Raw genomic sequence first — 24,408 nt, 5'->3', positions numbered from 1 at the left:
GCCGAGTTTTCTCGAGCTGGCAGGCAAATACAGCATCGAAGAGGATTTGTCACGCCCTGTCAGAAATTTTCGTAGCCAGAGACAAAGGACTGTGCCACAGTAATCATCAACAATAAAATCTAAAATCGTAAACAACTTTTAAAGTTGTCACTAAAATGGGGACGCTATGACAATAAAAAATCCATCACCCTCATTGTATAATGAGGATTTGGCACCCGCTGAAGAGCGCAAATGGGGCGCCTTCAGTATTTTCAATGTATGGACATCGGATGTTCATAGCCTCTGGGGCTATTATCTTGCCGCAAGCCTGTTTCTTCTATGCGGAAGCTTCCTGAACTTTATTATAGCGATCGGTGCGGGATCACTGGTCATCTTTTTTCTGATGAGTTTGGTGGGAAATGCTGGCGTACGAACAGGAGTGCCGTTCCCGGTACTGGCGCGAGCATCGTTCGGCACGTTCGGCGCCAATTTTCCGGCGCTCGTGCGCGGTGTCGTCGCCTGCTTCTGGTATGGCGCGCAGACGGCAGCGGCCTCCGGTGCACTGGTCGCGCTGCTTATCCGCAATGAAGACATACTGTCCTTCCATCAGAACAGCCATCTTCTCGGCCACTCTACCCTGGAAGTCATCTGCTATGTTCTGGTCTGGGCGGCGCAGCTTCTCATCATCCAGCGCGGCATGGAAACCGTGCGCAAGTTTCAGGATTGGGCAGGTCCGGCCGTGTGGATCATGATGCTTATCCTCGCTGTTTATCTGGTCATCAAAGCCGGCACCTTCTCCTTTGGTAGCGAAATCCCGCGCGACGTGCTTCTTGAGAAAACCAAAGATGCCGGCGTCATGGGAGAGCCGGGTTCTTTTGCAGCACTTGCTGCCGTCGCGGCCACCTGGATCACCTATTTCGCAGCGCTTTATCTGAATTTCTGCGACTTCTCGCGCTATGCCAAGGATGAAGCATCCTTGCGGCGTGGTAACCTTTGGGGCCTGCCAGTCAACCTTCTCGCCTTCTGCCTTGTCGCGGGCGTCACAACCACCGCCGCCTTCACCGTCTATGGCGAAGTCCTGCTTCATCCAGACCAGATTTCGGCAAAGTTCGATAGCTGGTTCCTTGCGCTCCTTGCCGCACTGACGTTCACCGTCGCAACGCTCGGCATCAACGTGGTTGCAAATTTCGTTTCCGCGGCCTTCGACTTCTCCAACACATTCCCGCAGAAAGTCTCGTTCAAGCGGGGTGGTTTCATTGCAGCGCTGATCGCATTGATCCTCTATCCGTTCGCGCCATGGGAAACCGGGGCAGCGCATTTCGTCAACTTCCTCGGCTCAACCATGGGGCCAATCTTCGGAATCATGATGGTCGACTATTATCTGCTGCGTCGCGGGCAGTTGAATGTGGCTGATCTTTATCAGGAGAACGGTGAGTTCCGGTTCCAGAACGGTTGGCACATCAAGGCCTTCATCGCTTTTGCTATCGGTGCCTTGTTCTCATCCGTCCTGCCGATGGCCACCAATATTCTGCCCGCATGGTGGGCAACCTATGGCTGGTTCTTCGGCGTAGGTATCGGCGGCAGCGTCTATTATGTACTGCGCAGATCGCAGACAGAGCTTCGCGAACCCGCACATCAGCACTCTGCCTGATATACGAAACGAAAATGCCCGGCATAGACCGGGCATTTTTTCATCTACCGGCCAATCCGGCCAAGATGCGTGTCCTGAAAACCTGATCCATATTTAAGACCAAAGCCCAGAGCGCGATCAACGCCGATATGCACGGCCCAGATCAGCGCCATAGGGATACAGACCTGCCAGTTCATCGCCCAGCCCAGCACTGCCAGAAGTACAACGCCAATCCAGCTATGAGCAATATTATAGACGACTGCACCAGTGCGCGGTCCTTTTAAATAGCCGAAGAACGACAGATCGGGCGCCAGTATAAGTATTGCGAAAAGCCACCAACTGGCGCCACTGATCCAATACGCACCAAGCGCCAGAAGCGCCAGGGAAAGACTTTCGATCCGCTGGATCAGGTTCATTTTCGTTTACCCTTGCTATAAGCTTCCCAAAGATCGGAGCGCCGTTCCTTCGTGATTCTTTCTGCCTGCTCATGCCGCCATTTGTCGATGGCCCCATGATTGCCGGAAGTCAGAATTTCGGGAATAGGTCGATCTTCCCACACCTGTGGACGGGTATAATGCGGATGCTCAAGCAAACCGGTTTCGAAACTTTCGGTCTCGCCGGATTCGCGATTGCCCATCACGCCAGGCAAAAGCCGCACGATTGCATCGAGCAGAACGATTGCAGCCGTTTCACCACCTGACAGGATGTAGTCGCCGATCGAGACTTCTTCGAGATTGCGTGCCTCGATGACGCGCTCGTCCACACCTTCAAAACGGCCGCAGAGAATGATCGCGCCCGGCCCGTCAGCCAGTTCGCGCACGCGCTTCTGCGTCAGCGGCTTTCCCCGCGGGCTCATCAGCAGCATGGGACGGCGATCATCAGCAACCGAATCGAGCGCACGCGCCACCACATCGGGCTTCATCACCATGCCAGCACCACCGCCGGAGGGCGTATCGTCAACCATGCGATGCTTGCCTTCAGCGAAGTCACGAATCTGGATTGTATCAAGCGACCAGATGTTTTCGGCAAGCGCCTTGCCGGCAAGTGAAATGCCAAGGGGGCCAGGAAACATTTCGGGATAAAGCGTCAGCACCGATGCATGAAAGCAACCGGCCTCATCATCAACCTTCGCAACTTCGGTCATGACTTCTTCGGCTTTTTCTTTTCATTCTGTGGACGTTCGTCATCATCGTCGGCGATCAATCCGGCAGCATAGGGCTCGACCAGCAACGTACCCTTGTCCAGATCGATTTCCGGTACGGCTGCTTCCGTGAAAGGAATAAGCATCGGACGCTTGCCCTTTTCACTAAGCTCGATGAGATCACCGCCACCGAAGTCGAACAGGGCGCTCACCACGCCATAGGTATTGCCTTCGGCATCCACCGCCAGCAACCCGATCAGGTCTGCCTGGAAGAACTCGTCTTCATCAAGTTCATCGTCAGGCAGTTGCGAACGATCGATGAAAAGTTCGATGCCATTCAGCGCCTCTGCGGCATTGCGGTCATTGATGCCCTTGAAACGCACGACCACGACAGTCTTTGCAGGACGAGCTTCCAGAACCTCGTAGCTCTTGCCCTGTTCGTCATAGAGCAGGCCGTATTCCGTGATCGCCAGCGGATCGCCGGTAAAAGTCTTCACGCGCACTTCGCCGCGCGTGCCATGGGCGGCACCGATGACGGCGAGCTGGATCGGGTTTTCTGGACGCGGCATTGCCAACCTTGTTTCTTCTGTTGGGATAGAACTATTTTTCGTTCAATAGCCCTTTCGTCAGCTCAATTCACCTCAATTCTTGAGAATAGTACTTTTCACCTCGCGAACAACCAGCCAGTAACCTATCGCTGGCAGACTGTGTTTCCATCCAGAGTGTACAACCGGCTAGATTATGACGACGAACAGTGAATTTCTGATCCCTGCCCGCGCCGACCTTGCAGCCGCACGTGAAGAATGGCTAAAGACGCTGAAAGATGCGCGTCGTCTGTCAGAAAATACGCTTGAAGCCTATGAGCGCGATACGCGCCAGTTCCTCAATTTTCTGACTGGCCACCTGGGAGAGCCACCGTCGCTCAAAGATGTCGGCAATCTGCGGATTGCCGATCTGCGCTCTTTTCTGGCCAGCCGTCGCAATGAAGGCGTTGGTGCTCGCACGCTGGGGCGCGGCCTTGCCGGTGTGCGTTCGTTGTTGCGCCACCTGGAAAAGCGCGGTCTTGCCAATGCTGCGGGCGCAAGCGCCATGCGTGCGCCGCGCCAGCCGAAGTCATTGCCGAAGCCGTTGACAGCAGAAGACGCCCGGCGCGTGGTTGCGGCCGACGGCCAGATGGCAGAGGAACCGTGGATCGCGGCGCGCAATGCAGCCGTACTGACCTTGCTCTATGGTTGCGGCCTGCGCATATCGGAAGCGCTCGGGCTGATGGGTAATGCACTGTCCGACGGGACGGCTCTTTCAATTACCATCACGGGCAAAGGCAACAAGGCGCGTCTTGTGCCGTTGCTGCCCATCGTGCACCGCGCCGTTTCGCAATATAGAGCGCTTTGTCCGTTTGATCTTTCTGCCGACAAGCCACTTTTCCGCGGCGCCAAGGGTGGCGTGCTGCATGCTGCGATCATCCAGCGCGAAATGCAAAAACTGCGTGCCGGTCTCGGCCTGCCCAACAGCGCGACCCCGCATGCGCTGCGCCATTCCTTTGCCACTCACCTTCTGGGGCGAGGTGGCGATCTTCGGACTATCCAAGAGCTGCTTGGCCATGCAAGCCTCTCGACCACGCAAGTCTATACCGGCGTGGACACGGAGCGGCTGCTTGAGGTCTATGATAAAGCTCATCCACGGGCCTGAAGAGGCTGGCCCCGACAAAAACCGACCTTATAATTACCCTTATGAAAAAGCTGCTTCTCGTTCTTCTCTTTGCCTGCTTGGCAGGCACCGGCTCCGTGCGCGCCGATGATGCGCCTGCTACTTGTGCCGTGCATGGCGTCAATCTCATCGACGGGCTGGAAACTAGGGATCCGGCAAGCTGGCAAGAATTGCAGCGCGAAGCTGATGCTGTTCCCAATCGCAGAGGACTTCTCTGGAAAGTCGACAAAGACGGCGTCGCGCCTTCCTATCTCTTCGGCACGATCCATCTTTCCGATCCGCGTGTTTTGACACTATCGAGGGCGGCCATTGATGCCTATCGGTCGGCGAGCACAGTCGTCATCGAAACGACAGATGTTCTAGACCCAAAGACCTTCCTGCGCCTCAAACTCGAACAGCCCGACCTGCTGCTTTTCACTGATGGCAGCACCCTGAAATCCCATATTCCGCCCGAGCGACGTGCGGAGATCGAACAGAAACTTGCCGAGCGCGGTATCGTTCTCGATGCGGTTGCAAAGATGAAGCCGTGGGTACTGACCAGCCTGCTGGCACTTCCAGAATGCGAGAGGGAGCGCAAAAGCGAGGGCGAGAAATCGCTTGACGAACGGCTGGCGCTCGACGCGCAGACGGAGGGCCGTAGCGTTTTGGGGCTGGAAAGTGCGGCGGAACAACTGGAAGCGATGAATCGCATGCCGCTCGACTTCCATCTCCGCAATCTCGTGGCCACCGTCGACTATGGCGACAAGATTGAGGACGCCCTGGAAACCACGACTGCACTCTACCTCAAGGGCGAGATTGGCATGATCATGCCGTCACTCCGAAAAATTGTTCCCGACAGCCTCTCCGAAGAAGACTACGAGCTATTTCTAAAGTATCTCATTTCAGACCGTAATCACGTCATGGCGGATCGTGCCGTTCCGATCATCGACAAAGGCAATGCCTTTATCGCTGTCGGTGCACTGCATCTACCGGGCAAGGAAGGTATAATAGAATTGCTGCGTGCAAAAGGCTATCGGGTGACCCCGCTATAGAAATCTATATGCTTGAATAGTTCTAACCGGCTTTCAGATCGGTAATGCTGTTCTCTATAGCCGTAATATTGAGTTCAAGTTCAGCAATCTGTCTCAATATGGATTTTCCCGGAAGCGCTTCTTCGCTGGCCGCTTCATCCAGAAGCTTGAACTGTTCATCCCGCAACAGTGATGAAAGCTTTTCAAAACGTTCAATGGTTTTCAGGTTCTCTTTCGACGGCATTATGTCGTTCCTTAAATTTCGGCGTCGTATCTGATCGCTTGCAACGATCCGCTCTACCCGTGCTTTACAGTGATAAGGCCCGAATAGCCAGTTGATCGACCATATATTCGATTACAAGACCGCTTACACGATTGAATATACATAGCGATTCCCAGTTTCGACCGGGTTAACGACGTCTTCTCCCGTCACCTTCGCACAGCGATTAGCGCTTATTCCTTCTGATATTATCGATCTGGGAACTACACGCCTTTTTTTGCATTAGTATACACTGGGTTTGTTATCGCAATGCAGGGCAACACACATGGAGGTGGTCTGAGCACAGGTTAGCTCAGGAATGACTGTAGAAGCCCGGCAATTATCGCTACCCAACTATCATCTTGATGATGGAAAGAGACACTGGAGGAACCCGTTATGGTTGATCCCCTTGATCCGCGAAACAATGATCCCCGCACGACGAACGATCCGCGCCAGCCCGACTCATCCGGCCAATCCGGCCAATCTGGGATGCCGCCACCTCCGCCCCCACGTGGGGGAAGCGGCTATCTGCTCGGGGCCGTGCTTCTGGCGGCGATAATCATCCTAGCTTACTTTTTCTACCGAAATGGCAGTGAAACGAATACAGCGGCTCCACCCCCACCGGCAACACAGAGCGAGCCTGCGACGCCGACTCCTACCCAACCGGCGCAAAACTGAACGGCAAAAAGGCCCGAACAAGCGGGCCTTTTTCAATCAAACCGTAAAAACCGATTACATATGGATCGGCTTTGTGAAGGTCGCCAAGGCGGATTCCCGCACGGCTTCCGACATGGTCGGATGGGCGTGGCAGGTGCGGGCCAGATCTTCGGACGAGCCGCCGAACTCCATCAGAACTGCCAATTCGTGGATCATTTCACCGGCATTGTAGCCGAGGATATGAGCGCCAAGAACGCGGTCCGTCGCCTTGTCGGCGAGGATCTTTACGAAACCATCGGTGTGCAGCATGGCGCGTGCACGGCCATTGGCAGTGAACGGGAACTTACCGATCTTGTATTCGATACCGGCGGCCTTCAGCTCTTCTTCGGTCTTGCCTACCGAAGCGACTTCCGGCTGCGTATAGACGACACTCGGAATAACATCGAAATTCACGTGACCGGCCTGACCGGCAATGATTTCGGCAACCGCAATGCCTTCATCTTCGGCCTTGTGCGCCAGCATCGGTCCCTGCACTACGTCGCCGATGGCATAAATGCCTTCGACATTGGTGCGCCAGTGACCATCAATAGCGACGCGGCCGCGGTCATCGAGATTCACACCGGCTTCCTGCAGGCCGAGACCGTCCGTGTATGGACGGCGACCGGTCGCGATCAGAACTGCATCAGCTTCAAGCGTTTCAGCTGCGCCGCCCTTCACCGGTTCAAAGGTCACTTTCGCACCCTTGCCTGCCTTCTCCACGCCGGTCACCTTGGCGCCGAGCTTGAACGCGATGCCCTGCTTTTCGAGCAGGCGCTGGAACTGCTTCGACACTTCGCCATCCATCGGGCCAAGCACCTTGTCAAGATACTCGACAACCGTGACCTTCGCACCGAGACGCGCCCAGACGGAACCAAGTTCCAGACCGATCACGCCGCCGCCGACAACGATCAGGCTGCCGGGGACCTTGTCGAAAGAAAGCGCGCCGGTTGAGGAAACGATGACCTTCTCATCGAGATCAACCTTTACGCCCGGAATGCCTGCAACATCGGAACCAGTGGCAATGATGATGTTCTTTGCTTCGATTTCCTCAACCTTGCCGTCTTCGGCGGTCACGGAAACCTTGCCCTTGCCGACGATCTTGCCGGTGCCGATGAAAGCCGTGATCTTGTTCTTCTTGAACAGGAATTCGACACCCGTGACATTGGCCTTTACTGTCGTGTCCTTGTGCGCCAGCATCTTTCCCAGATTGAGTTTCGGCGTCACTTCCACGCCGAGTGTATCGAAGGAGTGACCGGCTTCGGCGAAAACCTCCGATGCATGCAGAAGTGCTTTGGAGGGAATGCAACCGATATTCAGGCAGGTGCCACCGAAGGTCTTGCGCTTCTCCACAACAGCAACGGAAAGACCAAGCTGTGCAGCCTTGATCGCGGCGACATAACCGCCGGGGCCTGTACCGATGACAACCACATCGTATGACATTGAACTATCCTTCTTCAGTCTGTCCTGAACGTTTTCTGAACGCCCCGGCCATCCGGGCGCGTTCCTTCATTTGAAATTATTCACATGCAACCGGCACTCTTTACGACATCCGGTCATTCCTTGTCGGGCGAGCATCCCTGAAAGCGGAATGCTTCCCACTGAAGCGGCTTTTCAGGCTTTGCCGCCCCAAAATCATAACCATCGAGTGCCGTCACCAGATCGGGCAGCAGGATCGCCTGCGCTGCCGGTTCGTCAGCCTTGGGCAGGACGTCAGCTTCCGCACCTTCCTTCAGCGCGTAGATGACACTCTGCCATATGCTGCAATCGTCGAGATCTTCCGGATTGGAACCATCACCCTTGCAGTTGAAGGTTAGCAACGCATAGGGACGCGCCACGCCTTCTTCCGGCCAGATCACCATTCCATTCAGCTTGAACTCCGGCTTGTCATTAGCCGTGATGGTGAATTCATTCGTTGGCGCCGGGGACATTTTCAGGTCATTCGGCTGCTCCGGGCGAAAGGTCAGGGTATATGCGTCGTCACGATCGCGATAGATCGCCCGGTTCTGTGTGCAAGCTGCCTGAACGGCAGTCGAGAACACGGTGAGGGCGAGAACCGAAACGGCCGCGGTCCTGAAAAGCTTATCTGCAGCATGCATCCGTCGGTACTCCCTGAATTTTCCGGTTGAGTGTTTCCGGCAGCGAATCGAGATCAGTGAAACCGAACCCGTTGCTTCTTACATAGCCTTTTCAGTGGCAAGTTTAAGCCCCAGCGCGATGAAGACAACGCCGCTGGTCCGATCAATCCATTTAGAAGCGCGCGAGAAAGCCGTGCGCATTGTCGGCGTGGTCATGAAGAGGCTGACACCGACGAACCAGGAGATCAGCGCAGTCGCCATCACGACGCCGTAGCCAAGTTTCACGTCGGTCGGCGTATGGGCATCAACGACCGTCGAGAAAATCGACAGAAAGAAGAACACAGCCTTTGGATTGAGCGCATTTGCAGCAAAGCCGAGGCCGAACGCCTTGGCGAAACTTTGCTGCCTGCGCGGTTCCTTCGGCGCCGCTTCAACGTCGATCCTTGTGGTTCCGGCCATCAGCGCCTTGATGCCGATATAGACCAGATAAGCCACGCCGCACCACTTGACGATATTGAACAGATAGATCGACTTGGAAATGATGAGCCCGAGTCCCAACACGGTATAAGTAACATGCATCATCAGCGCAGCGCCGATGCCAAAGCTGGTGATGATCGCCTCGCGGCGGCCATGCAGCAGCGATTGCCGAATGACCATGGCGAGGTCGGCGCCGGGGGAAACGATGGCAAAGACGAAAATGGCCATCAGGGATGCAAGTTCGAACAGATAGGGATGCATCGTTTTTCCTTCGTTGCGCGTGTCTTACGCACGGGCTGTCATGAAAAAATCAGCGCCAGAAGCATAACCCCGAGCCCCACCAGACTAATGAGCCAGACGAAGGAACGGAAATAGGGAATGCCCGCCAGATAAAGCGGGATATAGACGATGCGGCTGAAAAACCAGAGCCAAGCCCCGAGGATGCCCCATCCTGAGGGGTCGCCTTTCAGCACGAGCGCCAGCGCCAGACCGATGAAAGCCGGATAGGTCTCACGGAAATTGGCGGAGGCCCGTTCCGCGCGCCCGGCAAATTTACCGGAGGGTTTCAACCCCTCGTCGCGCGGACCGGCATTCCATTGCGAGCCGAGCTCCTTCGTCGCCGCAAAACCCTGCAGGAGGATATGAACCACCAGCAGGACAACGCTCAGGCCAACCAGCGGCAAAAACGGCGATGCGGAGAAGACGACCGGCTCCATCGTTCGTCCTTAGAGATCGAGAACCAGACGTTCTGGATCTTCCAGGCTTTCCTTGACGCGCACGAGGAATGTCACGGCTTCCTTGCCGTCTACGATGCGGTGATCGTAGGACAGAGCAAGATACATCATCGGACGGATGACGATCTGACCGCCGACGACAACCGGACGTTCCTGGATTTTGTGCATGCCGAGAATACCGGACTGCGGAGCGTTCAGAATCGGCGAGGACATCAGCGAACCGTACACACCGCCATTGGTAATGGTGAATGTACCGCCCTGCATGTCGGCAACCGAAAGCGTCCCGTCGCGCGCTGCCTTGGCAAGACGTCCCAGTTCCTTTTCAACGCCTGCGATCGAAAGCTGGTCGGCATCGCGAATGACAGGAACCACAAGGCCCTTGTCCGTGCCGACGGCCATGCCAACATGGGCGAAGTTCTTGTAGATGATGTCCGTACCATCGATTTCGGCATTAACGGCAGGGATTTCCTTCAGCGCGTGGGTCACGGCCTTGGTAAAGAAGCCCATGAAGCCGAGCTTCACGCCATGCTTCTTCTCGAATACATCCTTGTACTTGGTGCGCAGTTCCATCACCGCAGACATGTCGACTTCGTTATAGGTCGTCAGCATGGCGGCTGTGTTCTGGGCATCCTTCAGACGCTTGGCGATGGTCTGGCGCAGGCGGGTCATCTTCACGCGTTCTTCACGCGATGCGTCGTCAGCCGGGGAAGCCGGACGGGCAGCAGCCGCAGCGACCGGAGCCGGAGCAACCGAAACACCCTTGGCGATGGCGTCGAGAACGTCACCCTTGAGAACCTGACCGCGCTTGCCCGAACCTTCCACCTGATCAGCGGAGAGGTTGTTTTCTGAAAGCAGTTTCGAAGCAGCAGGCGCGGGCTGCATGACCGGGCCTGACGAAGACGAAGCGGCAGCAGACGCAGCCGGCGCAGCGGCAGCAGGTTTGGCTTCTTCCTTCTTAGCAGATGGAGCCGCAGCGGTGGCAGAGCCGTCGGTGGAAATCTGGCCGAGAAGCGCGTTGACCTCGACCGTGTCGCCTTCCTTGGCCGTGATTTCAGCCAGCACGCCAGCAGCAGCCGCCGGAACTTCGACTGTCACCTTGTCGGTTTCCAGTTCCACCAGCGGTTCGTCAATGGCGATGGCGTCGCCAACCTTCTTGAACCATTTTCCGATGGTTGCCTCAGTAACGGACTCCCCAAGCGTGGGAACGCGAATTTCGGTGGCCATGGTTTCTTCTTCCGTTGATCTTCAAACTTTGGATTTTGTGTTCAATTCAGGTTGGAGCAGTTCTTAGGAACTGCTCCAAAACTCTAACCCGGATCAGTTACCGAGCGCATCCTCAAGGAAAGCGGCGAGCTGCGCAAGATGCTTCGACATCAGACCTGTTGCTGGCGATGCTGCAGCCGGACGGCCCGCATAGCGTACGCGCTGATGCTTGGCATCGATATGAGCCAGAACCCACTCGAGATACGGGTCGATGAACGACCATGCACCCATGTTCTTCGGCTCTTCCTGGCACCAGACCATCTCCGCCTGACGGAACCGCGACAGCTCGTTGATGAGCGCCTTGGCCGGGAACGGATAGAGCTGTTCGACGCGCAGCAGGTAGACATCGTCGATACCGCGTTTTTCGCGCTCCTCGTAAAGGTCGTAATAGACCTTGCCCGAGCAGAGAACGACGCGACGGATCTTTGCGTCCTTCTGGAGCTTGATGCCTTCGTCCTTGTTGTACTGCGCATCGTCCCACAGCAGGCGGTGGAACGAGGATTCGCCTGACATTTCGGCAAGCGTCGAAACAGCGCGCTTGTGACGGAGCAGTGACTTCGGCGTCATCATGATGAGCGGCTTGCGGAAGTCACGCTTCATCTGGCGGCGCAGAATATGGAAGTAGTTGGCCGGCGTCGTGACGTTCGCAACCTGCATATTATCTTCGGCGCAGAGCTGGAGATAACGTTCCAGACGGGCCGAGGAGTGTTCCGGTCCCTGACCTTCATAGCCGTGCGGCAGAAGGCAGACGAGACCGGACATACGCAACCACTTGCGTTCGCCCGACGAGATGAACTGGTCGAACACGACCTGTGCACCGTTGGCGAAATCGCCAAACTGGGCTTCCCACAGAACCAGCGCACGCGGATCGGACAGCGAATAGCCGTATTCGTAGCCTAGGACCGCTTCTTCCGAGAGCATCGAATTGATAGCCTCGTAGATCGCCTGCCCCTTCTGGATATTGTTGAGCGGGATGTAGCGGTTCTGGGTTTCCTGATCGTAGAGAACCGTATGACGCTGCGAGAAGGTGCCACGCTCGACATCCTGACCGGACAGACGGATCGGGCTACCTTCGGCAACCAGCGATCCGAACGCAAGCGATTCAGCCGTTGCCCAATCAATCCCCTCACCCGTTTCCATCATCTTGGCACGGTTATCGAGGAAGCGCTGGATTGTGCGATGGACATGGAAGTCCTTCGGCACTTCAACAAGCTTCTTGCCTATTTCCTTGAGCGTCTTCATCGGCACGGCGGTCTTGCCGCGACGCTGTTCGTCGGCATTGTCAGCCGTGCGCAAGCCAGCCCACGCGCCGTCCAGCCAGTCGGCCTTGTTTGGCTTGTAGCTCTGTCCAGCCTCAAATTCAGTTTCCAGATTTTCGCGCCACTGCGCTTTCATCTGGTCGATTTCTTCCTGCTTGATCAGGCCTTCAGCGATCAGCTTGTCGCTGTAGAGCTGAACCGTGGTCTTGTGCGCACGGATCGCCTTATACATCAGCGGCTGGGTGAAGGACGGCTCGTCGCCTTCGTTGTGACCGAAGCGGCGATAGCAGAACATGTCGATGACCACCGGCTTGTGGAAGGTCATGCGGAATTCGGTCGCCACCTTGGCCGCAAAGACAACGGCTTCCGGATCATCGCCGTTGACATGGAAGATCGGCGCTTCGATCATCTTCGCCACATCCGACGGATAAGGCGACGAACGCGAGAAAGCCGGATTGGTGGTGAAGCCGATCTGGTTATTGATGATGAAGTGAACCGTACCGGCAACGCGGTGCCCCTTCAGGCCCGAAAGACCGAGGCATTCGGCCACAACTCCCTGACCGGCAAAGGCTGCATCGCCATGCAGGAGCAGCGGCAGAACCTTGGCGCGCGTTGCGAGCGGAACCATGTCGTCGCGGGTGCGACCGGCCAGCAGATCCTGCTTGGCACGAGCCTTTCCCATCACGACCGGGTTGACGATTTCAAGGTGCGACGGGTTGGCTGTCAGCGACAGGTGGACCTTGTTGCCGTCGAATTCACGGTCAGACGAGGCACCCAAATGGTACTTCACATCGCCCGAGCCTTCCACATCATCCGGCGCATAGGAGCCGCCCTTGAACTCGTGGAAGATGGCGCGATGCGGCTTGCCCATGACTTGGCTGAGCACGTTCAGACGGCCACGGTGGGCCATGCCAAAGATGACTTCCTTAACGCCCATGGCACCGCCGCGCTTGACGATCTGCTCAAGGGCCGGGATCAGCGATTCACCACCGTCGAGGCCGAAACGCTTGGTGCCCTTGTATTTGACGTCAATGAACTGCTCGAAGCCTTCCGCTTCGATCAGCTTCGACAGGATGGCCTTCTTGCCTTCTGGCGTGAAAGCAACCTTTTTGTCCGGACCTTCGATACGTTCCTGAATCCACGCCTTTTCAGCCGGATCGGAGATATGCATGAATTCGACGCCGATCGTGCCGCAATAGGTACGCTTCAAGATGTCGAGCATTTCCGGCACGGTCGCGTATTCGAGGCCGAGCACGTTGTCGATGAAAATCTTGCGGTTGTAGTCGGCAGGCGTGAAACCGTAATTTTCCGGTTCCAGCTCGTTGTAGTCGTTCGGCTTTTCAGAGAGACCGAGCGGATCGAGATTAGCGTGCAGGTGGCCGCGCATGCGATAGGCACGGATCATCATAATGGCGCGAACGCTGTCGCGTGCAGCCTGCGTGATCTCTTCGCTGGTAAGGGCGGCGCCGGTTGCACCCTTCGCTTCGCCCTTTGCAGCCTTGCCTTTCAGCTTGTCGGTGACATGCTTTTCAACTTCGGCCCAGTTTCCGTCGAGTGCAGAAACGAGTTCGCCATTGGCGGCAATCGGCCAGTTCTTTCTAGCCCAGCTTGCGCCTTGCGCATTCTTCTTCACATCATCGGCATTATCGCCCAGCTTCGCGAAGAAATCGCGCCACTGCGGATCGACCGAATTCGGATCGTCCTCATATTTGGCGTACAGCTCCTCGATATAGTCGGCGTTGCCACCATAGAGGAACGAGGTGAGGGCGAAAACGTCGTTGGCTTGTTCCTGCCTTGCCATAGCCTACCCGGAGCCTAGCTCCGTCTCCTTGTCAGCGGTTCATTTTGCGCGGGCCGGAAGCTTTTGACCTTCATCCCTCACGCCGCCGGGGAGGAACCGCTACAGACCCCGGCATAACTAAACTCTACGCGTCGGAACGGTCGTATCCGTTCCCTTGTCGCCGGAATGGCCCGGCTTTCATGCCAAACCCGGCAGCGGCTTTCGCCGCAGCCGGGATATTCAGACCAATACGCGATCTTAGCCCTTGAGAACTTCGACCAGCGTCTTGCCAAGCTGCGCCGGCGAAGGAGACACGCGAATGCCGGCCGATTCCATGGCGGCAATCTTGTCTTCCGCGCCACCCTTGCCGCCCGAAATCACGGCGCCAGCATGGCCCATGGTGCGTCCGGCAGGAGCCGTGCGGCCAGCGATGAAGCCGACCATCGGCTTCTTGCGGCCACGCTTGGCTTCGTCCTTGAGGAACTGAGCCGCATCTTCTTCAGCCGAACCGCCGATTTCACCGATCATGACGATCGACTTGGTTTCGTCGTCCGCCAGGAACATTTCCAGCACATCAATGAACTCGGTGCCTTTGACCGGATCGCCGCCGATACCCACAGCGGTGGTCTGGCCGAGACCTTCGTTCGAGGTCTGGAACACTGCTTCATAGGTAAGTGTGCCGGAGCGGGAAACAACACCCACCGAACCCTTCTTGAAGATATTGCCCGGCATGATGCCGATCTTGCATTCTTCAGGGGTCAGGATGCCGGGGCAGTTTGGTCCGAGCAGGCGCGACTTCGAGCGTTCCAGACGCTCCTTGACGCGAACCATATCCATAACCGGAATGCCTTCGGTGATGCAGACGATGAAGCTGACTTCCGCTTCGATCGCTTCGATGATCGCATCCGCAGCGCCTGCTGGCGGAACGTAGATTACCGATGCGTCTGCACCTGTGCGTTCCTTGGCTTCGGCAACAGTTGCGAAGATCGGAAGCTTTTCGCCCTTGGAACCTTCCCAGGTTTCTCCACCTTTTTTCGGGTGAATACCGCCAACCATCTGCGTGCCATAATAGGCAAGCGCCTGTTCGGTATGGAAAGTGCCGGTCTTGCCGGTCAGGCCCTGTACGAGAACCTTGGTGTCCTTGTTAACGAGAATGGACATGCCTTAATTCCCCTTCACTGCAGCGACGATTTTCTGCGCCGCATCGTCGAGATCGTCAGCCGAAATGACGTTCAGGCCGCTCTCGTTGATGATCTTCTTGCCAAGCTCGACATTGGTGCCTTCAAGACGGACAACCAATGGAACCTTGAGGCCGACTTCCTTGACCGCAGCGATAACGCCTTCAGCGATCACGTCGCACTTCATGATGCCACCGAAGATGTTGACCAGAATGCCCTGGACAGCCGGATCAGCGGTGATGATCTTGAACGCAGCCGTCACCTTCTCCTTGGAAGCGCCGCCACCAACGTCGAGGAAGTTGGCAGGTTCTGCACCGTAGAGCTTGATGATGTCCATCGTTGCCATGGCAAGGCCTGCGCCGTTGACCATGCAGCCAATGTTGCCGTCGAGAGCGACGTAAGCGAGGTCGTACTTGGACGCTTCGATCTCTTTTTCGTCTTCTTCCGACAGATCGCGCAGTTCCTGAATGTCAGGATGACGGAACAGCGCATTGCCGTCGAACGACACCTTGGCATCAAGAACACGCACGCGACCATCGGTCATGACGATCAGCGGATTGATCTCGAGAAGGCTCATGTCCTTTTCGGTGAACGCCTTGTAGAGGATCGGGAACAGCTTGAGGCCGTCTTCACGAGCCTGACCTTCAAGCTTCAGCGCGTCGGCGAGCTTGTTGGCGTCGGCGTCGGTCACGCCCTTGGCCGGATCGATGGCGACAGTCACGATCTTTTCAGGGGTTTCTTCGGCAACGGCTTCGATGTCCATGCCGCCTTCGGTCGAAACGACGAAAGCCGGACGGCCAACAGTGCGGTCGATCAGGATCGAGAGGTAGAGCTCGCGATCAATGTCAGCGCCGTCTTCGATGTAAAGACGATTGACCTGCTTGCCCGCAGGGCCGGTCTGCTTGGTGACGAGCGTGTTGCCCAGCATTTCCTTCGCATTGGCAACCACTTCCTCAACCGACTTGGCGAGGCGCACGCCGCCCTTGGCGTCCGGGCCGAGTTCCTTGAACTTGCCCTTGCCGCGACCGCCAGCATGGATCTGGCTCTTGACGACATAAAGCGGGCCGGGAAGCGTCTTTGCCCATTCTTCCGCCTGTTCGACGGAATAGACAGCCACACCGTTGGCGATCGGCGCGCCATAGGTGTGAAGCAGGCGCTTGGCCTGGTATTCGTGAATATTCATCTGGTTGTCCTCTGCGGATTCCCGGCCCGTTTCGCAACGAAACCGGTACGGCCCAAATCTTCGACCAATAATTGACAGCCGGAAAAGGCCGGAGCCGCCCGCAGGCGACCATCCGGCCTTGTCTGGGATTTTACTTCAGTGACGGAGCGATACCGATGCAGGCTTCGCAAAGACCGGCGACGGATGCCACCGACTTGTCGAACTGCGCCTTCTCGTCCTTGTCGAGATCGATTTCGATGATGCGCTCAACGCCATTGGCGCCGATAACAGTCGGCACGCCGACATACATGTCCTTCACGCCGTACTGACCCGAAAGCTGGGCAGCGACGGGCAGGACGCGCTTCTTGTCCTTGAGATAGGATTCAGCCATCTGGATGGCCGATGCAGCCGGAGCGTAGAAAGCCGAACCGGTCTTGAGCAGACCGACGATTTCCGCGCCGCCGTCACGGGTGCGCTGGATGATCTTGTCGAGCTTGTCCTGGCTGGTCCAGCCCATCTTGACGAGGTCAGGGAGCGGGATGCCGGCAACAGTCGAATAACGGGCCAGCGGAACCATGCTGTCGCCGTGGCCGCCCAGCACGAATGCCGTGACGTCTTCAACCGAAACGTTGAACTCTTCCGAGAGGAAATAGCGGAAGCGGGCACTGTCGAGAACGCCAGCCATGCCGACAACCTTGTGCGCAGGAAGACCGGAGAACTTCTGCAGCGCCCAGACCATGGCGTCCAGCGGGTTGGTGATGCAGATCACGAAAGCTTCAGGCGCGTATTTCGCAATCCCTGCGCCTACCTGTTCCATCACCTTGAGGTTGATGCCCAGAAGGTCGTCGCGGCTCATGCCCGGCTTGCGCGGCACGCCTGCGGTCACGATGACAACGTCTGCGCCTTCGATTGCTGCATAGTCGTTGGCACCGGTGTATTTCGCATCAAAACCGTCAACCGGAGAAGATTCAGCGATATCCAGTCCCTTACCCTGCGGGATGCCTTCCGCAATGTCGAAAAGGACGACGTCGCCGAGTTCCTTCAGACCAGCCAGATGGGCGAGCGTGCCGCCGATCATGCCGGAGCCGATGAGGGCAATCTTGTTGCGTGCCATGATTGTTTCTTTCCTCACTTTTGATCCAGAAACGCATCAAGCCATCCGGAATCCTCGCCGGAAACGCTCAAGCGTTGGAACTGCGAGATAGGACTCTTTGGCGATAAACTCAACTCATTATTTTGCGACTAATGTTTTCAATCGGTTAGAATTAATGGTTCTTACGTAAACGTAAGATAATTTGTCAATATCAAGGCAAAACCACCCTCCCCTACCGTCGCGAACCATCCCGGCGGGGCGGTGACGGAGCGACTGGCAAGCTGCAAATTCCATCAACGTTTTGCACCCGTTCAAAACCGGCCCGATTTAAAACTGATGCCGTATCAGAAGTCCGGCACAAACTGCCGCGCCTTCCGCATGAATTGCGTGAGCAACATAACCCACCAGGCTTATAAGTCCAGTCTGTGGCAGTCTGATGATGGTGCGCCGATGATGACAGGCGTGGAAACGGTGACTTAGCCGGCCTTGCCAGGCGGTTCGGCCAGATAGTCCGCACTCTGCATCTCAAAGAGACGGGAAGCAGTGCGGTCAAATTCAAAGGCTTCCGTGCCCTTGTTGGCAAGATAGAGCTTCTCCGGTTGCGCTTCTGCAGAAATGAACACCCGTGCATGGTGATCATAGAGTACGTCGACCAGCAGAATGAAGCGCTTGGCTTCATTGCGGCGCGAATAGTCCAGCACCGGAACGTCATCGATGAACAAGGTCGGATAGTGTTTCACGATGGCGATATAGTCCGAGGCACCGAGCGGCCTGGAACAGAGTGCGTCGAAAGTGAAGCGCGCCGCACCGCACACTGCACGGGCAACCTCGATGTCGCGTCCCTTGATGCGGATGACATCCGGCTTTTCATGCGCGCCATCCTTTTGCGCCGCCCAGGCCGCATCCATGCGCTTGGTGGTCTCAGACCCCAGCGGCGACAGATAGACCGGCTGGCGGTCGAGCTTTTCGAGGCGATAATCAGTGCGTGAATCGAGGTCGATCACATCGACATGCTGTTTGAGAATGCCGATGAAGGGCAGGAAAAGCTGCCGGTTCAGACCGTCGCGATAAAGATTGTCCGGCGCAACGTTGGATGTCGCAACCAGCACGACCCCACGCGCGAACAAGGCGCTGAACAGGCGCGACAGGATCATCGCATCGGCAATATCTGTCACGGTGAATTCGTCGAAACACAGAACCCAGGCCTGCTGGCTCAAGGCATCGGCGACTGGCGGGATCGGATCGTCCTGCTTGGTCTCGCCGCGCTTATGCGCTTGACGGTGCGCATAGATGCGCTCATGCACGTCGGCCATGAAATCGTTGAAATGGGCGCGGCGCTTGCGTTCCACCGGGAGAAGCGAAAAGAACATGTCCATCAACATGGTCTTGCCACGCCCGACCTCGCCGTGCACATAAAGCCCCTTGATGATGCTCGTTGCCTCCTTGCGCTTGCCGAACAGCCAGCCGAGCGCGCTCGACTTGCGTGACAGGCGTTTGGTGCAGATTTCCTCGATCAGCCGGTCGTAACGTATGGTGAGTTCGAGTTGAGCAGGATCGGATTCTACGTCCCCCGCCACGACCATCGCATCGTAATGCTCGCGAACGGAGGGGAAGGCTTTCAGATTACCGTCGAAAGACATGATTGCTTCCGTTCAACCTTTCAATTGCAAAAACGGCGGACCATCTCACGATGATCCGCCTGTCTTTAAGCGAAAGAATGTCTTAGCGCGAAAGCGACACGGCCTGCCCGCCGGAAGTCTGTCCGTCGAAGCGGCCTTGTCCCGAAGAATAGAGAGAAGCGACGGTGCCGCCATTCGCATCATAAAGGACGAGTTGCTTCCCATTGACGGCCCAAGAGGCAAGATTACCGAGTTCACCCGGGCAACGCAGCGGGCCGGCGCGGTAGCCCTGACCATATTTGGTCTGCGGCGTCGCGATCTTGCAGCTCTGGCCGCCAAGCGATGCGTTCCAGACACCGGCAACAGAGCCTGGCGTCAAATCGGGCGCGGATGCTGGCGGCAGGCTTGCAACCTGTGTGCCGGGCTGCGCATTCGGGTTTGTGGTCGGAGCCGTCGGAAACTGCGAAGCATTAGGAGAAGAAAGATTACCCTTCTGCACAGTGCCTGCCGGAGCCGCTCTGACGGGCGGTGGCGGCGGTGGCGGCGAAACCGTGTCGAGATTGCCGAACCGGGAGCTCTGGCACCCGGCCAGGACAATGCCAGCCGCCGCGAGGCTGAGCAGACTTGCTTTCGAAATTCCCATCTGGTTCTCCATTTCCGCATTTTCATCAGGGGTGGGGATGCCCCGGACTTCCTACCGAAGTCCTGCAATGTGACAATAGTGGACCGATAAAATGGCCATATGGTTAAAAAAGCAACACCGGTACCGGTCATTTTTGGCGTCCAAACTCTTCAAGAACGCTTGAAACCGTTTAATAATCTTGAAACTGGGACCAGAAGGCCACAGTTTCTCTGATATTGGCGCCTGTTCTACAGGTTCCTCGGGCTGCAACTTTTCGCAATCTGATGCGGGTACTGGCAATTTGCGGGCTTTTCCGCCATATAGACGCTAATTGTCCCATAGGCTTTTGTCGATCAAAGCCACAGGAAAAACGGAACCACGATAGTTATGGCCACCAAGGCAGCCTTCGCCAAGATGAACGGGCTCGGCAATCAGATCATCGTTGCCGACATGCGCGGCCGTGCGGACCGAATTACGCCTGAAGCCGCGATCCGTCTTGCAGGCGACAGCGAAACCGCCTTCGATCAGATCATGGCGATCCACGATCCCCGCACGGCGGGGACCGATAACTATATTGCGATCATCAATTGCGACGGCTCGGAAGCGCAGGCTTGCGGCAATGGCACACGTTGTGTCGTGCAGGCACTGGCCGCGGAAACCGGCAGGCACGATTTCACCTTTGAGACCCGCGCCGGAATTCTGACCGCAACCGAACACGACGATGGCCTTATTTCAGTCGATATGGGCAAGCCGCGCTTCGACTGGCAGGACATTCCGCTCGCCGAAGAGTTTCGTGATACGCGCATGATCGAGCTGCAAGTTGGCCCAATCGACGCGCCGGTGCTGCATTCGCCATCGGTCGCATCGATGGGCAATCCGCATGCAATCTTCTGGGTCGACCGCGACGTCTGGTCCTACGAGCTGGAAAAATTTGGACCGCTTCTGGAGCATCATCCGATCTTTCCAGAGCGTGCCAATATATCCATCGCTCATGTCACCTCACCGGAGACAATCGATTTGCGCACATGGGAACGCGGTGCGGGTCTTACTCGCGCCTGTGGTTCCGCCGCCTGCGCCGCTGCTGTATCGGCAGTACGCACGCGACGCACCGGGCGCACGGTCACCGTCAATGTTCCCGGCGGCCCACTCAGGATCGAATGGCGCGACGACGATCATGTCATGATGACGGGCCCCGCCGAGTGGGAATTCTCAGGCACTTTCGATCCCGCAACCGGTGAATGGAACCGCGACGCCCAAAATGACGAGGGCGCAGCCTGATGTCGGTGGAAGTCGTAACATTTGGATGCCGTCTCAACACCTATGAATCAGAGGTGATGAAACGCGAAGCCGATGCCGCTGGGCTTGGCGAACTGAAGGACGGCGCGATTATCTTCAACACATGCGCCGTGACGGCGGAAGCCGTGCGCCAGGCACGCCAGGCGATCCGCAAGGCGCGCCGCGAGAACCCGGAAGCGCGCATTATCGTCACCGGTTGCGCAGCGCAGACCGAGGCGGACAATTTTGCCGCCATGGACGAAGTCGACCTCATCCTCGGCAATGAGGAAAAACTGAAATCAAACTCCTACCGGATGCTGCCGGATTTCGGCGTCAACCAGTTCGAGAAGGTGCGCGTCAACGACATCATGGAAGTGCGCGAAACCGCGAGCCACATGGTCGACGCTATCGAAGGGCGCGCGCGTGCATTCGTGCAGGTGCAGAATGGTTGCGATCATCGCTGCACCTTCTGCATCATTCCCTATGGTCGCGGCAATTCCCGCTCGGTTCCGATGGGTGCTGTGGTGGACCAGGTCAAGCGTCTCGTCGGCAATGGCTATGCCGAAGTGGTGCTGACCGGCGTGGACATGACCTCCTACGGTCCCGATCTTCCCGGCAATCTGCGCCTCGGCAAATTGGTGAAGACTGTTCTCAATCAAGTGCCGGACCTGCAGCGCCTGCGTCTTTCCTCCATCGATTCCATCGAGGCCGATGACGATCTGATGGATGCGATTGCCAATGAAAAGCGCCTGATGCCGCATCTGCATCTGTCATTGCAGGCGGGAGACGACATGATCCTGAAGCGCATGAAGCGCCGCCATCTGCGCGACGATTCGATCCGCTTCTGCGAAACGGTGCGCGGGCTTCGTCCCGATATCGTCTTCGGCGCGGATATCATCGCCGGTTTTCCGACCGAAACCGAAGAAATGTTCCAGAATTCGCTGAAGATCGTCGAGGAATGCGGGCTGTCGCATCTGCATGTCTTCCCATACAGTGCGCGTGAAGGCACGCCCGCCGCCCGCATGCCGCAGGTGCGGCGCGAAGTCGTCAAGGAGCGCGCTGCCCGCCTGCGGGCGGAAGGCGACCGCGCTTATGAAAAACATCTCGGCGCGCTGAATGGCACCATGCAGCGCCTTCTTGTCGAAAAGGAAGGCATTGCGCGCACGGAAGGCTTTACGCTGGCATCGGTTGACGGCGGCGCACCGGGCGAAATCATCGAACGTATCGTGACAGGCCATGACGGTGAAAAACTCCTCACCCGTCAGGCAGAGCCGCAAGCGGCATAAAGCTTAAGGGCATCAGATTTCATGGCAATGGGTTTCATCAAGAAAATGTTCTCCTTCGGCAAGAAGGAGGTCGAAGAAAAGCCGGTCGAACAACCAGCTCCCGATGCTGTGGAAACGGCTTTAGAAACGCAGCGAACCGAAATCGCCGAAGCGCCCAAGGAAACTGAAAACACCCTCGTTGAAGTGGTCATTCCCGAACCGGAAGCCCCCGTGATCGTCAGCGAGCCTGAGGTAATTGAAGAGTCTCCGCCAGAAACGGTTAAGGAAGAAAAGGCAGAACCTGAGCATCCGGTTGCCGAGATTGAAATCCCGATTGAACAGCCTCCGGTGATGGAGCCAATCGCGGTCGAAGCGCCTGCGCCAGAGACTGTTGTCGAGCCCGAGCCGAAACCTGCTGCTGAACCCGAACAGCCCGAGGTCGCCAAAGCTCCTGATGTACCTGTAGTCGAGGAGGCGGTCGAACCCGCGCCACAGCCGGAGCCGGTTAAGCCCAAAAAGGTGAAAGTCGCCAAGGCGGTCGAGGAACAAAAGGAAGACGCGCCGGTTGAGACAGCACCTGAGCCAAAGCTGTCCTGGTTCGAGCGGCTGCGTCGCGGCCTGCTCCGTTCATCGAATTCATTGAGCGAATCCATCGGCGGTATTTTCACCAAGCGCAAGCTCGATGACGACACGTTGCAGGATCTCGAAGACGTACTCATTCAGGCCGATCTCGGACTCGAAACAGCCATGCGCGTGACCGATGCGCTCGCCTCGGGTCGCTACGGCAAGGATGTAACAGGCGAGGAAGTGCGCACCATCATGGGCGCGGAAATCGAAAAGGTCCTCGGCCCGGTGGCAAAGCCGCTGGAACTCGATCTATCGCACAAGCCGCATGTCATCCTCGTCGTCGGTGTCAACGGCACCGGCAAGACAACGACTATCGGCAAGCTTGCCGCAAAGCTTACCGCAGGCGGTCTCAAGGTCATGCTTGCGGCTGGCGATACGTTCCGTGCCGCAGCCATTGAGCAACTTCATATCTGGGGTGAACGCACCGGTTCGCCGGTCGTCTCCTCCAAGCTCGGTGCCGACGCAGCAGGGCTTGCCTATGATGCTTGGGAAAAGGCCAAGGAAGCAGGCAGTGACGTTCTCATCATTGACACGGCAGGTCGTCTCCAGAACAAGGCCGAACTGATGGACGAGCTGGCAAAGATCGTGCGAGTACTCGGTAAGCACGATCCCGAGGCTCCGCATACGGTCCTGCAGACACTCGATGCCACCACCGGCCAGAATGCCCTCAATCAGGTCGAAATCTTCAAGAATATTGCCGGTGTCAACGGTCTGGTCATGACCAAGCTTGACGGCACGGCACGGGGCGGCATTCTGGTGGCGATTTCGGCCAAGCATAAACTGCCGATCTATTTCATTGGCGTCGGCGAAGGTGTCGACGATCTGGAACCTTTTGCGGCCAAGGATTTTGCCCGCGCCATAGCAGGAGTTGCCTGATGGAGCATCCCGTTTTCGAACGCGATCCGGCACAGAAAAGCGAAGCCGAACGCCGGGAAGTGCCGCCGCTGCTCAAGCTGGCGCTGGAACTGGGCCCGCTTCTTGTCTTCTTCTTTGCCAATGCACGCGGCGAAATGCTGATCGAGCGTTTTCCGGTGCTTGCTTCCATCGGCGCACCGATCTTTCTGGCAACGGCCCTGTTCATGGCCGCAACTGTGATCGCGCTCGCCATTTCGTGGTCAATGACACGCACCCTGCCTATCATGCCGCTTGTCTCCGGTATTGTCGTGCTGGTGTTCGGCGCGCTGACACTCTGGTTGCACAACGACACCTTCATCAAGATGAAGCCCACCATCGTCAATACGCTGTTCGGCGCGATCCTGCTCGGCGGCCTCTTCTTCGGCAAGTCGCTGCTCGGTTATGTATTCGATTCGGCCTTCCGTCTCGATGCCGAAGGCTGGCGAAAACTGACGCTGCGCTGGGGCCTGTTCTTCATTTTCCTCGCAGTGGTCAACGAGGTTGTCTGGCGAAACTTCTCAACCGATGCCTGGGTGTCGTTCAAGGTATGGGGCATCATGCCCATCACCATTGTCTTCACGCTTTTACAAATGCCGCTTATTCAGAAGCATTCACTGACGGAAGACAACAGGTCCGCATCGTAATCGAGCATTTCCAGCAAAA

General features: G+C 57.0%; 22 protein-coding genes. 7 read left to right on the top strand and 15 right to left on the bottom strand.

Annotated elements, in window-relative coordinates; genetic code table 11:
• The first annotated feature begins 166 nt into the window (after positions 1-166).
• The gene (locus FJQ48_RS08760) at positions 167-1,630 is read left to right on the top strand and encodes an NCS1 family nucleobase:cation symporter-1 (protein ID WP_139974797.1); all 1,464 of its coding nucleotides are present in this window, start codon (positions 167-169) and stop codon (positions 1,628-1,630) included.
• Between the two features lie 44 nt (positions 1,631-1,674).
• On the opposite strand, the gene FJQ48_RS08755 is transcribed toward FJQ48_RS08760, so the two are convergent.
• Genes FJQ48_RS08755 through rimM form a run of 3 tightly spaced genes read right to left on the bottom strand, consistent with a single transcriptional unit; the run spans position 1,675 to position 3,319 of the window.
• Complete coding sequence (locus FJQ48_RS08755) at positions 1,675-2,025, bottom strand: DUF4260 domain-containing protein (RefSeq protein ID WP_139974796.1); 351 nt, start codon at positions 2,023-2,025, stop codon at positions 1,675-1,677.
• A complete protein-coding gene (trmD, locus tag FJQ48_RS08750; protein ID WP_139974795.1) occupies positions 2,022-2,753 on the bottom strand; it encodes a tRNA (guanosine(37)-N1)-methyltransferase TrmD in 732 nt (243 codons plus the stop codon). Before trmD ends, FJQ48_RS08755 begins: the two co-directional genes overlap by 4 nt.
• Positions 2,750-3,319: a ribosome maturation factor RimM gene (rimM, locus tag FJQ48_RS08745; RefSeq protein WP_139974794.1), complete on the bottom strand. Its 570-nt coding sequence runs from the start codon at positions 3,317-3,319 to the stop codon at positions 2,750-2,752. The genes trmD and rimM overlap by 4 nt, the downstream gene beginning before the upstream one ends.
• A 172-nt stretch (positions 3,320-3,491) precedes the next feature.
• Here rimM and FJQ48_RS08740 point away from each other — a divergent pair, with 172 nt between their 5' ends.
• The gene (locus tag FJQ48_RS08740) at positions 3,492-4,439 is read left to right on the top strand and encodes a tyrosine recombinase XerC (protein ID WP_139974793.1); all 948 of its coding nucleotides are present in this window, start codon (positions 3,492-3,494) and stop codon (positions 4,437-4,439) included.
• Between the two features lie 41 nt (positions 4,440-4,480).
• Positions 4,481-5,488 carry a TraB/GumN family protein gene (locus FJQ48_RS08735; protein WP_139974792.1) on the top strand — a complete coding sequence of 336 codons (1,008 nt, stop codon included), beginning with the start codon at positions 4,481-4,483 and terminating at the stop codon, positions 5,486-5,488.
• A 22-nt stretch (positions 5,489-5,510) separates the two neighbouring features.
• Here FJQ48_RS08735 and FJQ48_RS08730 read toward each other — a convergent pair whose 3' ends face one another.
• The 12 genes from FJQ48_RS08730 to FJQ48_RS08665 all read right to left on the bottom strand — a co-directional run bounded on the left by FJQ48_RS08730 (position 5,511) and on the right by FJQ48_RS08665 (position 19,705).
• Positions 5,511-5,711 carry a hypothetical protein gene (locus FJQ48_RS08730; protein WP_139974791.1) on the bottom strand — a complete coding sequence of 67 codons (201 nt, stop codon included), beginning with the start codon at positions 5,709-5,711 and terminating at the stop codon, positions 5,511-5,513.
• A 747-nt stretch (positions 5,712-6,458) separates the two neighbouring features.
• A complete protein-coding gene (gene lpdA, locus FJQ48_RS08720; protein ID WP_139974789.1) occupies positions 6,459-7,862 on the bottom strand; it encodes a dihydrolipoyl dehydrogenase in 1,404 nt (467 codons plus the stop codon).
• Positions 7,863-7,975: 113 nt separating this feature from the next.
• Positions 7,976-8,518, bottom strand: a complete 543-nt coding sequence (locus FJQ48_RS08715; RefSeq protein WP_139974788.1) for a hypothetical protein — start codon at positions 8,516-8,518, stop codon at positions 7,976-7,978.
• A 78-nt stretch (positions 8,519-8,596) separates the two neighbouring features.
• Positions 8,597-9,235, bottom strand: coding sequence for a LysE family translocator (locus FJQ48_RS08710; protein WP_139974787.1), 639 nt, complete (start codon positions 9,233-9,235; stop codon positions 8,597-8,599).
• Between the two features lie 38 nt (positions 9,236-9,273).
• On the bottom strand, positions 9,274-9,690 hold the full coding sequence (locus tag FJQ48_RS08705; RefSeq protein WP_139974786.1) for an MAPEG family protein: 417 nt from the start codon (positions 9,688-9,690) through the stop codon (positions 9,274-9,276).
• 9 nt (positions 9,691-9,699) lie between these two features.
• Positions 9,700-10,932 (bottom strand): 2-oxoglutarate dehydrogenase complex dihydrolipoyllysine-residue succinyltransferase, encoded by a 1,233-nt coding sequence (gene odhB, locus FJQ48_RS08700; RefSeq protein ID WP_139974785.1) that lies wholly within the window; start codon positions 10,930-10,932, stop codon positions 9,700-9,702.
• Between the two features lie 93 nt (positions 10,933-11,025).
• A complete protein-coding gene (locus tag FJQ48_RS08695; protein ID WP_139974784.1) occupies positions 11,026-14,031 on the bottom strand; it encodes a 2-oxoglutarate dehydrogenase E1 component in 3,006 nt (1,001 codons plus the stop codon).
• Positions 14,032-14,268: 237 nt separating this feature from the next.
• Positions 14,269-15,171: a succinate--CoA ligase subunit alpha gene (gene sucD, locus FJQ48_RS08685; protein WP_139974782.1), complete on the bottom strand. Its 903-nt coding sequence runs from the start codon at positions 15,169-15,171 to the stop codon at positions 14,269-14,271.
• Positions 15,172-15,174: 3 nt separating this feature from the next.
• Positions 15,175-16,371 (bottom strand): ADP-forming succinate--CoA ligase subunit beta, encoded by a 1,197-nt coding sequence (gene sucC, locus FJQ48_RS08680; protein WP_139974781.1) that lies wholly within the window; start codon positions 16,369-16,371, stop codon positions 15,175-15,177.
• Between the two features lie 130 nt (positions 16,372-16,501).
• Positions 16,502-17,464 (bottom strand): malate dehydrogenase, encoded by a 963-nt coding sequence (gene mdh / locus FJQ48_RS08675; RefSeq protein WP_139974780.1) that lies wholly within the window; start codon positions 17,462-17,464, stop codon positions 16,502-16,504.
• Between the two features lie 455 nt (positions 17,465-17,919).
• Positions 17,920-19,083, bottom strand: coding sequence for a cell division protein ZapE (zapE, locus tag FJQ48_RS08670; RefSeq protein WP_139974779.1), 1,164 nt, complete (start codon positions 19,081-19,083; stop codon positions 17,920-17,922).
• A gap of 82 nt (positions 19,084-19,165) precedes the next feature.
• Positions 19,166-19,705 carry a protease inhibitor Inh/omp19 family protein gene (locus tag FJQ48_RS08665; protein ID WP_139974778.1) on the bottom strand — a complete coding sequence of 180 codons (540 nt, stop codon included), beginning with the start codon at positions 19,703-19,705 and terminating at the stop codon, positions 19,166-19,168.
• Between the two features lie 366 nt (positions 19,706-20,071).
• Between FJQ48_RS08665 and dapF the strand changes: the two genes are divergently transcribed.
• From dapF to FJQ48_RS08645, 4 genes are read left to right on the top strand one after another with little or no spacing between them, the layout of a single operon-like run.
• Positions 20,072-20,962, top strand: coding sequence for a diaminopimelate epimerase (gene dapF, locus FJQ48_RS08660; protein WP_139974777.1), 891 nt, complete (start codon positions 20,072-20,074; stop codon positions 20,960-20,962).
• On the top strand, positions 20,962-22,245 hold the full coding sequence (gene mtaB / locus FJQ48_RS08655) for a tRNA (N(6)-L-threonylcarbamoyladenosine(37)-C(2))-methylthiotransferase MtaB (RefSeq protein ID WP_139974776.1): 1,284 nt from the start codon (positions 20,962-20,964) through the stop codon (positions 22,243-22,245). The genes dapF and mtaB overlap by 1 nt, the downstream gene beginning before the upstream one ends.
• A gap of 21 nt (positions 22,246-22,266) precedes the next feature.
• Entirely contained in the window at positions 22,267-23,727 is a 1,461-nt protein-coding gene (gene ftsY / locus FJQ48_RS08650) for a signal recognition particle-docking protein FtsY (RefSeq protein WP_139974775.1), read from the top strand.
• A complete protein-coding gene (locus FJQ48_RS08645) occupies positions 23,727-24,389 on the top strand; it encodes a septation protein A (RefSeq protein WP_139974774.1) in 663 nt (220 codons plus the stop codon). The genes ftsY and FJQ48_RS08645 overlap by 1 nt, the downstream gene beginning before the upstream one ends.
• Positions 24,390-24,408: the final 19 nt, after the last annotated feature.

The sequence above is a fragment of the Ochrobactrum sp. CGA5 genome, assembly GCF_006345815.1.
In the GTDB taxonomy this organism is placed as follows: Bacteria; Pseudomonadota; Alphaproteobacteria; order Rhizobiales; family Rhizobiaceae; genus Brucella.
The sequence above is the reverse complement of the archived record's forward strand: the minus strand, read 5'-3'. Positions and strand labels throughout refer to the sequence as shown.

Excerpts from the sequence above, each read along its gene's own strand:
- FJQ48_RS08760 (WP_139974797.1), top strand. The coding sequence starts at position 167 with ATGACAATAAAAAATCCATCACCCTCATTGTATAATGAGGATTTGGCA.
- FJQ48_RS08755 (WP_139974796.1), bottom strand. The coding sequence starts at position 2,025 with ATGAACCTGATCCAGCGGATCGAAAGTCTTTCCCTGGCGCTTCTGGCG.
- trmD (WP_139974795.1), bottom strand. The coding sequence starts at position 2,753 with ATGACCGAAGTTGCGAAGGTTGATGATGAGGCCGGTTGCTTTCATGCA.
- rimM (WP_139974794.1), bottom strand. The coding sequence starts at position 3,319 with ATGCCGCGTCCAGAAAACCCGATCCAGCTCGCCGTCATCGGTGCCGCC.
- FJQ48_RS08740 (WP_139974793.1), top strand. The coding sequence starts at position 3,492 with ATGACGACGAACAGTGAATTTCTGATCCCTGCCCGCGCCGACCTTGCA.
- FJQ48_RS08735 (WP_139974792.1), top strand. The coding sequence starts at position 4,481 with ATGAAAAAGCTGCTTCTCGTTCTTCTCTTTGCCTGCTTGGCAGGCACC.
- FJQ48_RS08730 (WP_139974791.1), bottom strand. The coding sequence starts at position 5,711 with ATGCCGTCGAAAGAGAACCTGAAAACCATTGAACGTTTTGAAAAGCTT.
- lpdA (WP_139974789.1), bottom strand. The coding sequence starts at position 7,862 with ATGTCATACGATGTGGTTGTCATCGGTACAGGCCCCGGCGGTTATGTC.
- FJQ48_RS08715 (WP_139974788.1), bottom strand. The coding sequence starts at position 8,518 with ATGCATGCTGCAGATAAGCTTTTCAGGACCGCGGCCGTTTCGGTTCTC.
- FJQ48_RS08710 (WP_139974787.1), bottom strand. The coding sequence starts at position 9,235 with ATGCATCCCTATCTGTTCGAACTTGCATCCCTGATGGCCATTTTCGTC.
- FJQ48_RS08705 (WP_139974786.1), bottom strand. The coding sequence starts at position 9,690 with ATGGAGCCGGTCGTCTTCTCCGCATCGCCGTTTTTGCCGCTGGTTGGC.
- odhB (WP_139974785.1), bottom strand. The coding sequence starts at position 10,932 with ATGGCCACCGAAATTCGCGTTCCCACGCTTGGGGAGTCCGTTACTGAG.
- FJQ48_RS08695 (WP_139974784.1), bottom strand. The coding sequence starts at position 14,031 with ATGGCAAGGCAGGAACAAGCCAACGACGTTTTCGCCCTCACCTCGTTC.
- sucD (WP_139974782.1), bottom strand. The coding sequence starts at position 15,171 with ATGTCCATTCTCGTTAACAAGGACACCAAGGTTCTCGTACAGGGCCTG.
- sucC (WP_139974781.1), bottom strand. The coding sequence starts at position 16,371 with ATGAATATTCACGAATACCAGGCCAAGCGCCTGCTTCACACCTATGGC.
- mdh (WP_139974780.1), bottom strand. The coding sequence starts at position 17,464 with ATGGCACGCAACAAGATTGCCCTCATCGGCTCCGGCATGATCGGCGGC.
- zapE (WP_139974779.1), bottom strand. The coding sequence starts at position 19,083 with ATGTCTTTCGACGGTAATCTGAAAGCCTTCCCCTCCGTTCGCGAGCAT.
- FJQ48_RS08665 (WP_139974778.1), bottom strand. The coding sequence starts at position 19,705 with ATGGGAATTTCGAAAGCAAGTCTGCTCAGCCTCGCGGCGGCTGGCATT.
- dapF (WP_139974777.1), top strand. The coding sequence starts at position 20,072 with ATGGCCACCAAGGCAGCCTTCGCCAAGATGAACGGGCTCGGCAATCAG.
- mtaB (WP_139974776.1), top strand. The coding sequence starts at position 20,962 with ATGTCGGTGGAAGTCGTAACATTTGGATGCCGTCTCAACACCTATGAA.
- ftsY (WP_139974775.1), top strand. The coding sequence starts at position 22,267 with ATGGCAATGGGTTTCATCAAGAAAATGTTCTCCTTCGGCAAGAAGGAG.
- FJQ48_RS08645 (WP_139974774.1), top strand. The coding sequence starts at position 23,727 with ATGGAGCATCCCGTTTTCGAACGCGATCCGGCACAGAAAAGCGAAGCC.